The organism is Indolivaga macrotermitis, from assembly GCF_900128985.1.
GTDB lineage: Bacteria > Bacteroidota > Bacteroidia > Bacteroidales > Dysgonomonadaceae > Dysgonomonas_A > Dysgonomonas_A macrotermitis.
Map to the genome: position 1 here is coordinate 256,154 of NZ_FQUC01000003.1, position 13,961 is coordinate 270,114.

A 13,961-nucleotide genomic window follows, 5' to 3' on the forward strand; every position below is an offset into this window, starting at 1 on the left:
ACTTATGTATAGATGATTTATAGAAATACAATAGTATTATTATTAATAATATGGTCGCTTTTAGACTGCCGTTTGGTTTCGGCAAGTAACGATAAAGGAGACGATGGATATTTCTATAATTTGTCTCAACTGGAAACGGTATTTGAAAAGCTTCTCCAATTGGAGCAAAATAAGTCGGGGAAACTTAATATCGTACATATCGGCGATTCTCATATTCAGGCTGATATGTTAACAGATGCCATTAGACAGATACTACAATCAAGGTTTGGAAACGGAGGATATGGTTTTACATTTCCGTATTCATTAGCCAAGACCAATGGAGCCGGTTATGTTAAGTACAAATCGGATGCTGTATGGAATAGCCGCAGGAATATTTATCCGGTTACCGATGTATCGATAGGTTTGAGCGGTATCGGGCTCTATACAAATAATCCGAATCTACGCATAAGGGTGGAAGCTGATCCCCTTTATGCTTTTAACAGCGTCAAAGTTTTATCTACTACTACCGAGCCGGGATTTGAAGTTTCATTTTCGGAAGAAAAATTTATACCAAAGGAAAACAATAGCAGGGAAGAGGTTGTTCTCTCCACGAAAGTCGAGAGAGATAACCCAATGGTAAAAGCCCACATTGTTCAACGAGGAGAGACTTTATACCGGATTGCGCTCAATAATAATACTTCGGTAGACAGGCTAAAAGAACTGAACGGGTTACAGTCGAATGTAATAAAAACAGGTATGACTATTATTCTTCCTGATGACAATAAAGCAGAGGCTGTTTTGGAAGAGCCGCATCCTGAGGAAATAAAAGTGATAGAACCGCCTGCTCCAAAGAAACAAAAAGAAGCAGGTGTGTTATCCGGAATGTATTTTACTGAAACAAAAGATACCATTCTGACGAATATTGCTTTTATAGATTCAAAAGATAAACGGCCTGAATATAATCTTAGTGGTATAGTTCTGGAGAACGATAAACCGGGTGTTGTTTATCATAGTATTGGTGTAAATGGGGCGAAAGTATCCGACTATAACAAGTATCCTTTGTTTTTCAAACAACTGCCGGTTTTGAATCCTGATCTCGTTATCATATCTTTGGGAACTAATGAATCTTTTGGGAAGTGGTCTGCACCGTATTACATGGATCAGTTACACCAATTGGTTCAGAATATAAAAAATACAAATCCTAATGCGGTGATTTTGGTCACTACACCACCGCCTTCGTTATTCAGAAGAAAAAATCCGAATGAGTTTATTGAAGGGTACAGAGAGGCGATGGTACAATCGAAAGAATATGTCGTTTGGGATTTATTATCGAGACTGGGAGGAATTAATGCTCCCAAAGGAAAAACCTTGTCGGATATGATGGCCAGAGACAAGGTACATTATACCAAAGACGGGTACGAAGAACAGGGACGGTTATTTGCCACTGATTTCCTGACAGCTTACGATCGTTATGTAAAAAACAGAAGAGTCCATTAAAAAATGCTGCTTACCGCACTCGAATCATTATTAACTCAGATTCCGAACCGGGACGAAATAGTGTCTTGGTTTGTTTACGATCCCAAATATCCGTTGTTATTCAGTAGCGGTTTGTTTTTGGGTTTCTTTCTGGTTTTCTACCTGATTTATATATTTACCCGTAACCACAGGGCTTTCCGGACGGTATATGTTATTCTGTTCTCCCTTTTTTATTATTATAAGGCAGGAGGGGAATTTGTTTTGTTATTGGTGTTTTCGGCTGTGATAAATTATATCCTGTCGGAAACGATGGATTTATCCCGAAAGCAGTTTAAAAGAAAACTGATACTTACATTTACTGTTCTGTTGAATCTTTCGGTTCTAGCCTATTATAAGTATACTAATTTCTTTATCGATAATATAAATACGTGGTTTGGCGAGAGTATTCCGTTACAGAATATTATTTTACCGATCGGTATTTCGTTTTATACATTTCAGGCAATCAGTTATTCTGTCGACCTCTACAGGAAACAGTTGAGACCTGCGCGTAATGTTTTTGACTTTGCATTTTATCTGTGTTTTTTTCCGCAGCTGGTAGCAGGGCCTATTGTCAGGGCAAAAAGCTTTCTGCCTCAGGCACTCCGTAAGATCAATCTGACGAAACAAGAGGCTGGGTTTGCTTTATTCTTGATTATTAGTGGATTGATAAAAAAAACGGTTATATCGGACTATATATCTATTAATTTTGTTGACAGGGTGTTTAGTAATCCACTTGTCTACACTCCATTTGAGTCGTTGATGGCTGCTTATGGATATACATTGCAGATATTCTGCGACTTTTCGGGATATTCCGATATGGCTATAGGTATAGCATTGTTGATGGGATTCAAACTACCCGAAAACTTTCGCACTCCTTATAAATCTACCTCGGTTACCGAGTTCTGGAAACGTTGGCATATTTCGCTGTCATCGTGGTTGAGGGATTATCTGTATATCCCTTTGGGCGGAAACCGCAAAGGTAAGTTCCGTACATATCTCAATTTATTTCTGACTATGCTTATCGGAGGCCTGTGGCATGGTGCAGCATGGAAATACATCATCTGGGGAGCGTTACATGGTGGCGCTTTGGTTGTAGAACGGTTCTTTAAGCAATGGATAAGGTTGCCCGAAAAAAATATTCTGGTGAATTTTATCTGCGCACTCCTTACTTTCCATTTTGTAGTATTTTGCTGGATATTCTTTAAAGCAGATAGCTATGAAACAGCTGTGAGTATGATAAACCATATCTCTACTATTGATTATGCCCCTGATGAATGGCTTGTGATTCTCGAAGCATACCGGAATGTATTTATTGTGATCCTGATAGGATATGCTATGCATTTTACACCCAATAAGGTGGTAAATACTATACAATCAGGATTCGAAAAACTTCCTTTTTGGGGAAAAGCAATTATTGTCGGCTTCGTATTCTGGTTGGTATATGTAACTGCATCAAGTGAGCCGCAACCATTTATTTATTTTCAATTTTAACATATTATTTAAACAGGGTACTGTTTTATAACATATCTTTGTATCGTTGTTTTGTTTCTATTAATATAGATTTAATCTATTAGGATGGAATGCAAAAGGGTAATCAGGTGAAAGACCTGGACAGACCCGCTACTGTAAGCAATTGTTTCGATAAGAAGCATTGTAAGTCAGAAAACCTGCAAAACAATATAAATACTTCCGACAGCTTTCGAGGCATAAAGCTTAAGATAGAAAACTTCACAAGTTCTCTCCTTTCAGGCAGTAACCGCTGCAACTTTATCTCTACAGAATGCTGATACGGTTTTTATAAAAACAGGAATTCGCAGTATTAGTTGTCTGTAATGAAATTACTTTACACATCACTGGTTTTATTTATCCAATCTATTTTTGTAGGAGCTATTGCCCAGACAAACGATTCTATTGATATGCAATATATCAAAGAAGTGCAGGTGTCGACCAAAGCAGCTCCCCCTACCGTTTTATCGACTGTTCCGGTTCAGGTATTAACAAGCGAGTCTATGGACAAAATAGGAGTAGTCTCTGTAGCCGATGCAGTACGCCGTTTCTCGGGTGTTGTTGTAAAAGACTTCGGTGGAATAGGGGGGATGAAAACAATTGCCATACGCGGAGTAGGCTCAGAGCATACTGCTGTTCTCTATGATGGTATAGCGGTCAGTAATGCACAGTCGGGTCAGATTGATATAGGTAAGTTTTCGTTAGACAATGTGGAAATGTTGAGCCTGACCATCGGGCAATCCGACGATATATTCCGTACAGCCAGAGCTTCGGCCTCGGTAGGGGTATTGAATATACAGACTGCTACACCACACTTTAAGAATAAGGATTATCTGGCAAGGCTGCAATTAAGAGCAGGTTCGTGGGGACAGTTCAATCCTTATTTGTATTATGCCCATAAACTAGGTGAGAAGTTTTCTTTTTCAGTAGACGGAAGTTGGCAAAGGGCTGATGGTAGATATAAGTTCGAAAGAAAAAATGCTACAGAAGTCATTAAAGGTAAAAGACGGAATACGGATGTAGATATTAAACGTACGGAGCTAAACCTGTTCGGAAATTTGAGTGAAACACAAAAACTATCGTTCAAAGTATATTATTTCGATTCGGAGCGGGGATTGCCCGGTTCAATAGTGCTTTACTACGATGGTAATAAAGAGCGTCTGTGGGATAAGAATTTTTTCACACAGGCAAAATATGTGAATTACCTGAACGATAAATTCAATTTTCAGGTACAGGCAAAATATACTCACACCGAGACCAGATACGAAGATACGGACGGCAAATATGTAAATGGCTGGCTTATGAATAAATACATTCAGAATGAACTGTATCTGACAAGTACAGCTTTGTATAATCTGAATAAGGATATTTCGTTCTCACTGGCCGAAGATATTAGCTATGCAACATTGAATGCCAACCTCGCACAATTTGCTTTTCCCGAAAGATATAGCTCATTAACGGCATTATCAGCCAAATACGATAACAATCGATTGTCGATTGTCGGAAAATTGCTGGGTACCTATGTCTCAGAAAATGTAGATTACGGAACAGCCGCTAAAGATAAAAAGCGATTATCGCCTTCGCTCAGCATGTCGTACCGGCTGCTGGACGTTACAAACCTGAGGGTAAGGGCTTCGTACAAGGATATTTTCAGAGTACCTACTTTCAATGACCTGTATTATACAGGTACAGGAAATTCGTCGTTGAGCCCTGAGAAGACACAGCAATATAATCTGGGTCTTACATGGACAAATTCGTTCTCCGATCTTTTCAATTATTTTTCTGTGACAACCGACATTTACCACAATAATGTTCGGGATAAGATCATTATTTATCCATCTTCCTTCTACCCCAAATCGGTAAATCTGGGTAAGGTCGAGATCAATGGCTTCGATATAAATATGAATGCCCGTTTTGATATGAGCAGTAAAGTGAACTTACAACTGTCGGGTAATTACACTTATCAGGATGCAATTGATAAAACAGATCCCGAAGATAAGAATTACAAAGACCAGATACCTTATACTCCGAAACATTCGGGAGCAGGTTCGGTTACCCTCGAAAATCCTTATGTAAATATCTCTTATTCTATCGTAGCGAGTGGTATTACATACGCCTTACCACAGAATACAGATATGAATAAAGTAAAAGCTTATACAGACCAGACTATATCGGTGAATAAATCATTCGAGTGGCAAGCTATAAAATTCAGGGCGCAGGCCGATATATCTAACTTGTCTAACAAAACTTATTATGTAGTGAAAGATTATCCGATGCCGGGACGCGCATACCGTTTTACGTTACGAATGGATTTTTAAGGTAATGCTTACTGTCTCTTAAATACTAACTAATATATAATTTTAATTATACTTCGAAATGAATAAAATGTTTTTCCGCAGTGCTTTGCTACTGTTCTCTTCTATGGTATTATTTGCTTGTAGCGATGATGATAATAACGATAAAGGTAATCCTACCCAGCCCGAATTTACTCCCAATGGTGCATATGTTCTGAGCAGTGGCGGTAAAGGTAATAATGCAGCTACCATTGCTTATTACAGTATGGATACGAAAGAAGCTACGCAGCATGTTTTTACCTCAGCTAACGGGATTAATCTGGGAGATACCGGAGAAAGTATGATAGCTTACGGATCGAAAATATATGTAGCCGTTTATAATTCTGGTATTATCTATGTTCTGGATAATAATTGTAAAATATTGAATACCATTGTTGCAGCAGAAGGAGAGGATAAACTTCAACCACGTGAAATGGATGCGGCAAACGGAAAAGTATATGTAACATTATATGACGGTTATCTGGCGAGGATAGATACTACTTCGATGACTATTGACAAGCGTATAGCCGTAGGTCCTAATCCCGAAGGTGTACAAGTGGTAAATAATAAGGTCTATGTTGCCGATTCGGGCGGACAGAATTCTGCTAACGGATATAATAATACAGTCTCGATTACAGACCTGAACCTGACAACGGTTAAAACCATTACTGTAGGAATGAATCCTCAGGAGTTCGCTGCAGATAAATATAATAATCTGTATCTGGTTTCGAGAGGTAATTATAAAACAGATGACACTAAAGTCCCCAATAAGTTGCAACAAATCAATACTGCGACAGATGAAGTTACCATTCTTGATGAAGACCGTACCTTCACTATGTATCCAAACGGCGATAAAATATACCTGATCAATAAAGTATATGTAAACAGTTTGCCGACAACAACTATAGCCTGTTACAATATCCTGACAAAAACCGTTACCGACGAAAGCTTTATAACTGACGGTACTACTATTTCTGATATAAGCTTTGTTGAAACAGAACCTGTTTCGGGCGATATATATGTGGCGGCTGCTAATAAAAAGAACAATGGCGATGTGTACATCTTTTCGTCAGAGGGTAAATTCCAACGTAAATTTGATACCGGAAGCTCTTATCCGATGGGAATAGCTTTTATTCAAAAATAATAACCGGAACTGTTTTATCTATAAGGAAAACAGATAAATGCAGATACGGAAAATAAAAAATAGCGAAATATGTGTCACTTTTGTCACCTTTGTCACTTTTAACAGGATAGAGTGTTGATCTTTAATAGTATATAAAGGTGACAGGTGCACACAAAAGTAACAAGGCTGTATAACTTTTTGTACACGAATGTTTACTTTTTGTAACCTGATAGTTGAACACAGATTAAAATGATTATAAGAAAATGAAATTACAAAAGAATGTTTTATGGGCTTTGTCGCTGGCTGCGGCTACCCTGATAGGTTTCGCTTCGTGTAGCGACGATGATGATAATAAAGGAACTGATCCTGTAGTAGAAGAATCGGTAGGTGCTTATATCCTGAATAGCGGTTCATACACCAATAACAATCCCGCTTTTGTGTATTATGATATGACAACAAAAAGTGTGACTAATGCCTTCCGGTCTGCCAATGGTATTGATCTTGGAGATACAGCGCAGGATGCTGTTATATATGGTAGCAAGAAATACATAGGTATGTACGGATCGGGATTGATTTATGTATTGGATACTAATAACAAAATAATATCAACTATCAAAGCTGCCGATGGCGAAGATAAACTTCAGCCACGTGCATTCGAAACATATAACGGTAAAGTATATGTTACCCTGTATGACGGATACTTAGCCCGGATAGATACTACTTCATTGACAATAGACAAGCGTATAGCTGTAGGGCCTAATCCCGAAAGCGTGAAGTTTGTGAATAATAAGTTCTATGTAGCCAATTCGGGTGGTTTTGTTCCGGGGTATAACAATACACTCTCTATTGTGGATGTTGATTTAAACAGTCAACGCGAAATAGAAGTGGGATTGAATCCTTGCGAATTAAAAGTAGATAAAAACAAAGATTTGTATGTAATTGCCAGAGGTAACTACGGATACGGAGACCCCGATGTTCCGGGAGTTGTTCAACATGTAGATTTGTCAACAGATAAGGCTACCACTATCTTTAGCGGACGTGCTTATTCTGTCTATCCAATTGACAATAAGTTGTATATTTTGGATAAACCATATGTCGATAATAAACCTGTTTCGACAGTTACATATTATGATCTGAGTACAAAGAAACTGGTTGATCAAAGCTTTATTACAGATGGCACTGCTATTGCAGATATAAGCTACATAACAAAAGAAGAAGCGAGTGGAGATTTCTATGTGTTGGCAGCTAATGGTACTAACAGTGGAGACTGTTACATCTTCTCATCGGAAGGTAAACTGAAATCAAAATTCGATACTGGAGCTCCATATCCGGTTTCTATTTCGTTCGTAAGTAAATAATTTTCAGATAAAGGAAAGAAGGCTGGGGTAATCCGGCCTTCTTCTCTCCTTTTTAATAGAGTATTATATGTTAGCATTAAGATTGAATAAGTTTACAACACTGATATTGTTATTGTCAGTCTTGATTTTAGGTTCTTGTTCCGGTAATAAGACCAAGGATCAGAGTACACCGGAAAGTGTTGCTGATACAGCATACACAACCCACTATGCTAAAGGTTTTAAGGTGAAGTTCTATACCGATTATAAAGAAGTGACAGTTGTAGACCCTTGGGATTCGACCAAGATTCTCCAACGGTACATCTTGGTTGATAAGAAGAAAGACTTGCCAAAGAATCTTCCGCAAGGAACGCTGATCCGTACACCTTTGACTAATGTCGTAGCTTATTCGACCATTCATTGTGCTACTCTGAATGAGTTGGGCATGATTACTACTGTAAAAGGAGTCTGTGAACCTCGTTATATCGATATCGACTATATAAAGGATGGAGTTGAAAACGGATCTATTGCCGATTTAGGGCAGGCTGCAAATCCTGTAATAGAAAAGATTGTAGATGTAGATCCTGAGGCAATACTGGCAACACCAATACAAGGCCGTACTTACGGTAGCATCGATAAGACGGGGATACCTATTATCGAAACACCGGATTACATGGAACCATTGCCTTTGGGACGTGCCGAATGGATACGTTTTTATTCGTTATTCTTCGATAGTGAAGAAAAGGCCGACTCTCTGTTTAATATAACAGAAAGTAACTATAATTCGATCAAAGAGAAGGTTGCTCACGTTGCTCATCGTCCTACAGTCTTCCTCGACAGAACGTACAGCGGTGTGTGGTATATCTCGGGAGGCGAAAGTTTTATATCGCGTATGTTGGGTGATGCCGGTGCTACCTATGCATGGTATGATAACGGAAAAGTAGAATCCGTTCCTTTACCTTTTGAGCAGATACTGGAACATGCAGGAGATGCCGAATACTGGCTTATAAAGTATAACAATCCGCAGGGAGACCTCACTTATTCGGCTTTGGCTGACGAGTATAAACCGTATAGTTATTTCGGCGCATACAAGAACCGGAATATATACGAGTGCAATGCTGCGAAGAAAACATATTATGAAGACTTACCTATACATCCCGATTATATTCTACAGGATTTTGCATATATATTTCATCCCGATCTGTTTCCCGGTTATGTGCCGCGATATTATGAAAAGATGAAAGAGTAAGCCGGTTAATTCAATATTCTGATGTACTTTTACTGACTGGAACTTAATAGAAGAACGAGCTAAGATTGAAAACTAATCCTAAAATAACCACAACATATATATTTCTGATCATTGCAGGGATTATATTGTTGTTCTTTGCTAATCTTTTCATCGGTTCGGTAAAAATCCCTTTCGATGCTATCATTGATATTCTGCTGGGTAACGGTGCTACCAAAAAATCATGGGAACATATTGTTCTGGAAGTTCGTTTTCCTCAGGCAGTAACAGCACTGTTTACAGGAGCAGGAATTGCCGTTTCGGGATTGTTGCTGCAAACAGCTTTCCGGAATCCATTAGCTGATTCAAGTATACTCGGTATCAGTGCAGGTGCCAGCCTCGGGGTGGCTGTTGTTATTATGTTGTTCGGTGGCGTTATCGGTAATTCTGTTGGGTTTAGTTTTTCTGCATCTATGACTGTTGTAGTCGGTGCATTTATCGGTGCAGGGTTGATCTTACTTATTATAATGGGTTTTGCATCTATTGTCCGGAACAATATAATGCTGCTGATCATAGGTATTATGGTCGGTTATCTGACATCTTCCGTTATATCATTGCTTAAATACTGGAGTACGAGCGAACAAGTGTTTTCGTATGTTATGTGGGGAATGGGAGATTTCTCGGGAGTATCTATGCAGCAACTTCCTTTCTTTTGTGCAATAGTTACACTGGGGCTTATAATGTCTATATTACTTATAAAACCACTTAATGCTCTGTTGTTGGGCGAAAGGTATGCTGCTAATTTAGGCGTGAATATCAAGCAGGTCAGATTCCTTCTTTTATTCTGTGCTGGAATACTTACGGCTGTAACTACAGCGTATTGCGGACCTATATCGTTTATAGGACTGGCAGTACCTCATATTGCCCGTCTGGTGTTGGGTACGACAAATCATAAGTCACTTCTACCGATGACTATTCTTGTGGGGACATTTATGGCGCTACTTTGCAACCTTATCAGTGTTATTCCCGGATCGGCAGGACTGATTCCTCTCAATGCTATTACTCCGATATTCGGAGCTCCCGTTATTATCTATGTGATTGTTAACCAAAAGAAGATTCAATATTTCAATTAATGAAGCGGCAATCAATCATATCGGCACGAGGTCTCAGTATCGGATATCCCAAGACAAAGGGACGTTCGACCTCTGTTTTATATGAAGACATGTCGTTCGATTTATATTCAGGAGAGTTGACTTGTCTTTTAGGTTCGAATGGAGCAGGGAAGTCCACTTTGCTACGTACTCTTACAGCTTTACAATCTCCATTAAAAGGCTCGGTGATACTGAATGGTAAACCTATAATCCAGTACAGTGAGCAGGAGGTATCGATGCTTATTGGCTTGGTTCTTACCGATAAGACTGCTTCGGGCGGCTTAACTGTATCAGAGTTGGTTGCTTTGGGACGTTATCCTTATACAGGATTTTTTGGACGGTTGTCTAAGCATGACGATGCTATTATAAATAAGGCTATGTCTGATGTCTGCATCATTCATAAACGGGACGAGTATATTGCCGAACTTTCGGATGGAGAGCGTCAGAAAGTAATGATTGCTAAAGCTCTTGCTCAGGAGTGCCCGATTATTATATTGGATGAACCAACTGCCTTTTTGGACATTGTAAACCGGATCGAGATTACCAACCTTTTGCACAATTTGGCGGTATCTCAGAATAAGACAATCCTTTTGTCGACACATGATATAGAATTAGCTTTGACTTTATCAGACCAATTGTGGCTCTTATCCAGAAACAAAGGGCTAACCTGTGGCGTTACTGAAGATATTATATTCTCTGATTCTATTGATCAGTTCTTGGGTAATAGCCAGATTAGTTTCGATAAGCATTCCGGGTCGTTTGTAACTAAGCATCAAGCCAAGCGCGATATTAATCTGATTGCCGAAGGGGAATTATATTATTGGGCTAAGAACTTCTTGCAACGTAATGGCTTTAGTATATCTGAAAATACAGATGCTACCTTATCACTAAAGGTTATATCTGCTTCTGAGATAGAAGTCGTAAAAGATGGATCTACTTACTCGACTTCTTCGTTCGGAGAATTAAAGATACTGTTATCGCAGCTATAAAAACTTCTGTTATTTTATGGAATTAGATTTTCTGTTTTATCTATATGATAGAAACAGTAGATTTAATGTGTTTATGAAAATACTAATTTGTATTCTTTTATTCGCTTACGGATGTAACTTTTGTATAGTTAGCCAGGATTCAGGTGTTGATATTTTTCCGGATCATTGTGATATGCCGCAATATGTAGGAGGCGATGAAGCTCTTAGTAATTTTATTTCTAAAACGCTTGTTTATCCAGTTATAGCGAATGATTCAGCCTTAGTTGAGGGTAGAGTCATTGCCCGTTTTTATATAAATGAGGAAGGGAAGGCTTCAGATATTCATATTGTAAAATCTCAGGGCTATGCTTTCGATGAGGAAGTTTTTAGAGTACTAAACTTAATGCCTAAATGGATACCTCCGAAAAGGTTTAATAAGGAAAAGCCTTTTTATTTGACGATACCTATTGTTTTCAATTTGAAGAAATGATTAGCTTTACATCAAAACGTATTTGTATGCGATATATCATAATAATTTGCTGTTTGTTGTCTTTGACCGCTTTTAGTTGTTCTGGTCAAACAGATAAAGTATATGTATCTGTAGAGCAAATGCCTCAATATCCGGGAGGTGATGCTGAAATGATGAAGTATCTGGGATCTAATATAAAATATCCGGAGGTAAGCGAGGAAGAAATATTAAATAGCCGTATTATTGTTCGGTTTGTAATTACTAGCAAAGGAAAAATACGAAATGTGGAGGTAAAGCGTTCTTTGTCAAAAGTATTCGATACTCATTTTATTGAGGTAGTCGAATCTATGCCTGATTGGATTCCGGGTAAACAAAATGGTAAGACAGTAGACTGCTATTATACATTACCAATGACAATTTGTTTCCAGAAATGATTAAAATAAAAAAGCACCCCGAAGAATCGGAATGCCCTAAGTTTCATATCTTAATCGTTGATCAAATTATTTCTTACGATTAGCATAACGGCTCATGAACTTGTCAACACGTCCTGCAGTATCTACAAGTTTTTGTTTTCCTGTGTAGAAAGGGTGAGACGCACTAGTGATTTCTAGTTTTACTAGAGGATAGGTAACACCATCGATTTCTATTGTATCTTTAGCGTTGATAGTAGAACGAGAAATAAATATTTCGTCATTTGACATATCTTTGAAAACAACAGGACGATAGTTTTCTGGATGTATTCCCTTTTTCATTTCTTATATTGTTATTTGATTATATGCTGGTATATCATTATTTCGGATGGCAAAGATAGCCTTTTTTTTGATTATAAAAAATATTGTCTTTGAATTTTTCTGTTTAAATATCGCTCGATGAGCTCTTTTATTATTTATATTTGTTTTATACAAAACGAATATTAAAATTAAGATACAAATTATATGTTGAAACAAATTATCACGATGTCAGTATCCGCTTTATTATTAGCAAGTTGTTCAAATAAAAGTTCAACAACAGAAAGTCAGCAATCAACTGATTCAATATCCGGTAACGAAATGTATATGTTAGTGGGTACATATACTTCCGGTGAGAGTAAAGGAATATATGTTTATAAATTAGATACAGCAGAAGGTAAGTCTACTTATGTAAGCGAGGTAAATGTAGACAATCCATCATATCTGAATTTAGACCCGACTGAGAAATTTGTATATGCAGTTACCGAAGAAGATGTAGAGACAGGTGCTGTTAATGCATTCTCTTTTGATAAAGCTTCCGGTAAACTCACCTTTATAAATAAGGAGTTGACAAAAGGAGGAGCACCTTGTTATGTGAGTGTCGATCCATCCGGAAAACATTTGGTTGTAGCTAATTATTCGGGAGCAAGTGTGTCTGTATTCTCAACAAATGAGCAGGGTGGGGTAAACCCATTATCTCAATTGATTTCGTTTACAGGAAAAGGATTAGATCCTGACAGACAAAAGCAGCCACATTTACATTGTGTGAGATTTTCTCCGGACTATAAATATCTGTATGCCGATGATTTGGGTACAGATAAGATACATAAATTTAATGTGAACCCCGAAGGCAAAGATTTCCTGACCCAAGGTACTCCTGATGCATTTGCATTAAAACCGGGTTCAGGACCTAGACATCTGACTTTCCATCCCAACGGAAAATATGCTTACTTAATAACCGAACTATCAGGTGATGTTGTCGTATTTGATTATAAGGATGGTAATTTAGCCGAGAAGCAAACAGTAAAAGCCGATACCTTAAATGCACAAGGCAGTGCCGATATACACCTTACACCTTACGGACGTTTCTTATATGCATCCAATCGTCTGAAAGGAGATGGCTTAGCTATTTTCTCGGTTAATCAAGAAGATGGCACATTGGCTAAAGTCGGATATCAGGAAACGGGTATTCATCCACGTAATTTTGCTATAACGCCTAATGGGCGATTACTGTTAGTCGCTAATCGCGATAGTGATAAGATACAGGTATTTAAAATTAATCCGACAACCGGATTCTTGGAAAATACCGGATTCGATATTCAGTTGGATATGCCTGTTTGCATAAAATTTGCATCTCTCCAATAAAATAGAAACGAAAGGGCGCTTTTTTATAAGTAAAAGCGTCCTTAGTATGATAAAACATTAGAACACTGTTTTTTTTATTATTATATTTGTAGCATTAGCTAGCCGGTAGTATCAGGTTATACTCAAATCAGAGTATCATAGATTTTATCCTTACTTATGAAAAAGTTTGTTTACAGTCTCTTTTTTCTAATAACTTTTGTCTCCAGTTTTTCATTATCAGCTAAGTCGGATTTTGTAAAAGCCGATTTAGAGTTACAATATTTTT

General features: G+C 38.0%; 12 protein-coding genes and 1 riboswitch. Of the genes, 11 read left to right on the forward strand and 1 reads right to left on the reverse strand.

Annotated features, from left to right (window positions below; genetic code table 11):
- Window positions 1–12: 12 nt before the first annotated feature.
- The 10 genes from BUC12_RS06605 to BUC12_RS06650 all read left to right on the forward strand — a co-directional run bounded on the left by BUC12_RS06605 (window position 13) and on the right by BUC12_RS06650 (window position 12,037).
- The gene (locus tag BUC12_RS06605) at window positions 13–1,476 is read left to right on the forward strand and encodes a GDSL-type esterase/lipase family protein (protein ID WP_062177603.1); all 1,464 of its coding nucleotides are present in this window, start codon (window positions 13–15) and stop codon (window positions 1,474–1,476) included.
- 3 nt (window positions 1,477–1,479) lie between these two features.
- Window positions 1,480–2,985, forward strand: a complete 1,506-nt coding sequence (locus tag BUC12_RS06610) for an MBOAT family O-acyltransferase (protein ID WP_062177606.1) — start codon at window positions 1,480–1,482, stop codon at window positions 2,983–2,985.
- Between the two features lie 34 nt (window positions 2,986–3,019).
- Window positions 3,020–3,183, forward strand: a riboswitch (cobalamin riboswitch).
- 143 nt (window positions 3,184–3,326) lie between these two features.
- Window positions 3,327–5,318: a TonB-dependent receptor plug domain-containing protein gene (locus tag BUC12_RS06615; RefSeq protein WP_062177609.1), complete on the forward strand. Its 1,992-nt coding sequence runs from the start codon at window positions 3,327–3,329 to the stop codon at window positions 5,316–5,318.
- 58 nt (window positions 5,319–5,376) lie between these two features.
- Window positions 5,377–6,477: a YncE family protein gene (locus tag BUC12_RS06620; RefSeq protein WP_139262014.1), complete on the forward strand. Its 1,101-nt coding sequence runs from the start codon at window positions 5,377–5,379 to the stop codon at window positions 6,475–6,477.
- A gap of 242 nt (window positions 6,478–6,719) precedes the next feature.
- Window positions 6,720–7,814 (forward strand): YncE family protein, encoded by a 1,095-nt coding sequence (locus tag BUC12_RS06625; RefSeq protein WP_062177614.1) that lies wholly within the window; start codon window positions 6,720–6,722, stop codon window positions 7,812–7,814.
- 67 nt (window positions 7,815–7,881) lie between these two features.
- Window positions 7,882–9,039 carry an ABC transporter substrate-binding protein gene (locus BUC12_RS06630; protein ID WP_062177617.1) on the forward strand — a complete coding sequence of 386 codons (1,158 nt, stop codon included), beginning with the start codon at window positions 7,882–7,884 and terminating at the stop codon, window positions 9,037–9,039.
- A gap of 65 nt (window positions 9,040–9,104) precedes the next feature.
- A complete protein-coding gene (locus BUC12_RS06635; protein ID WP_236689372.1) occupies window positions 9,105–10,148 on the forward strand; it encodes an iron ABC transporter permease in 1,044 nt (347 codons plus the stop codon).
- A complete protein-coding gene (locus tag BUC12_RS06640; protein WP_062177619.1) occupies window positions 10,148–11,155 on the forward strand; it encodes an ABC transporter ATP-binding protein in 1,008 nt (335 codons plus the stop codon). The genes BUC12_RS06635 and BUC12_RS06640 overlap by 1 nt, the downstream gene beginning before the upstream one ends.
- 16 nt (window positions 11,156–11,171) lie before the next feature.
- Window positions 11,172–11,624, forward strand: coding sequence for an energy transducer TonB family protein (locus tag BUC12_RS06645; protein ID WP_062177622.1), 453 nt, complete (start codon window positions 11,172–11,174; stop codon window positions 11,622–11,624).
- 26 nt (window positions 11,625–11,650) lie between these two features.
- On the forward strand, window positions 11,651–12,037 hold the full coding sequence (locus tag BUC12_RS06650; protein WP_157257505.1) for an energy transducer TonB: 387 nt from the start codon (window positions 11,651–11,653) through the stop codon (window positions 12,035–12,037).
- Window positions 12,038–12,103: 66 nt separating this feature from the next.
- Here BUC12_RS06650 and BUC12_RS06655 read toward each other — a convergent pair whose 3' ends face one another.
- Entirely contained in the window at window positions 12,104–12,355 is a 252-nt protein-coding gene (locus tag BUC12_RS06655) for a type B 50S ribosomal protein L31 (protein WP_062177628.1), read from the reverse strand.
- Between the two features lie 183 nt (window positions 12,356–12,538).
- Between BUC12_RS06655 and BUC12_RS06660 the strand changes: the two genes are divergently transcribed.
- The gene (locus BUC12_RS06660; RefSeq protein WP_062177632.1) at window positions 12,539–13,696 is read left to right on the forward strand and encodes a lactonase family protein; all 1,158 of its coding nucleotides are present in this window, start codon (window positions 12,539–12,541) and stop codon (window positions 13,694–13,696) included.
- Window positions 13,697–13,961: the final 265 nt, after the last annotated feature.

Bases quoted from the DNA above. Each gene is read 5' to 3' on its own strand.
- BUC12_RS06605 (WP_062177603.1), top strand. From the start codon at position 13: ATGATTTATAGAAATACAATAGTATTATTATTAATAATATGGTCGCTT.
- BUC12_RS06610 (WP_062177606.1), top strand. From the start codon at position 1,480: ATGCTGCTTACCGCACTCGAATCATTATTAACTCAGATTCCGAACCGG.
- BUC12_RS06615 (WP_062177609.1), top strand. From the start codon at position 3,327: ATGAAATTACTTTACACATCACTGGTTTTATTTATCCAATCTATTTTT.
- BUC12_RS06620 (WP_139262014.1), top strand. From the start codon at position 5,377: ATGAATAAAATGTTTTTCCGCAGTGCTTTGCTACTGTTCTCTTCTATG.
- BUC12_RS06625 (WP_062177614.1), top strand. From the start codon at position 6,720: ATGAAATTACAAAAGAATGTTTTATGGGCTTTGTCGCTGGCTGCGGCT.
- BUC12_RS06630 (WP_062177617.1), top strand. From the start codon at position 7,882: ATGTTAGCATTAAGATTGAATAAGTTTACAACACTGATATTGTTATTG.
- BUC12_RS06640 (WP_062177619.1), top strand. From the start codon at position 10,148: ATGAAGCGGCAATCAATCATATCGGCACGAGGTCTCAGTATCGGATAT.
- BUC12_RS06645 (WP_062177622.1), top strand. From the start codon at position 11,172: ATGGAATTAGATTTTCTGTTTTATCTATATGATAGAAACAGTAGATTT.
- BUC12_RS06650 (WP_157257505.1), top strand. From the start codon at position 11,651: ATGCGATATATCATAATAATTTGCTGTTTGTTGTCTTTGACCGCTTTT.
- BUC12_RS06655 (WP_062177628.1), bottom strand. From the start codon at position 12,355: ATGAAAAAGGGAATACATCCAGAAAACTATCGTCCTGTTGTTTTCAAA.
- BUC12_RS06660 (WP_062177632.1), top strand. From the start codon at position 12,539: ATGTTGAAACAAATTATCACGATGTCAGTATCCGCTTTATTATTAGCA.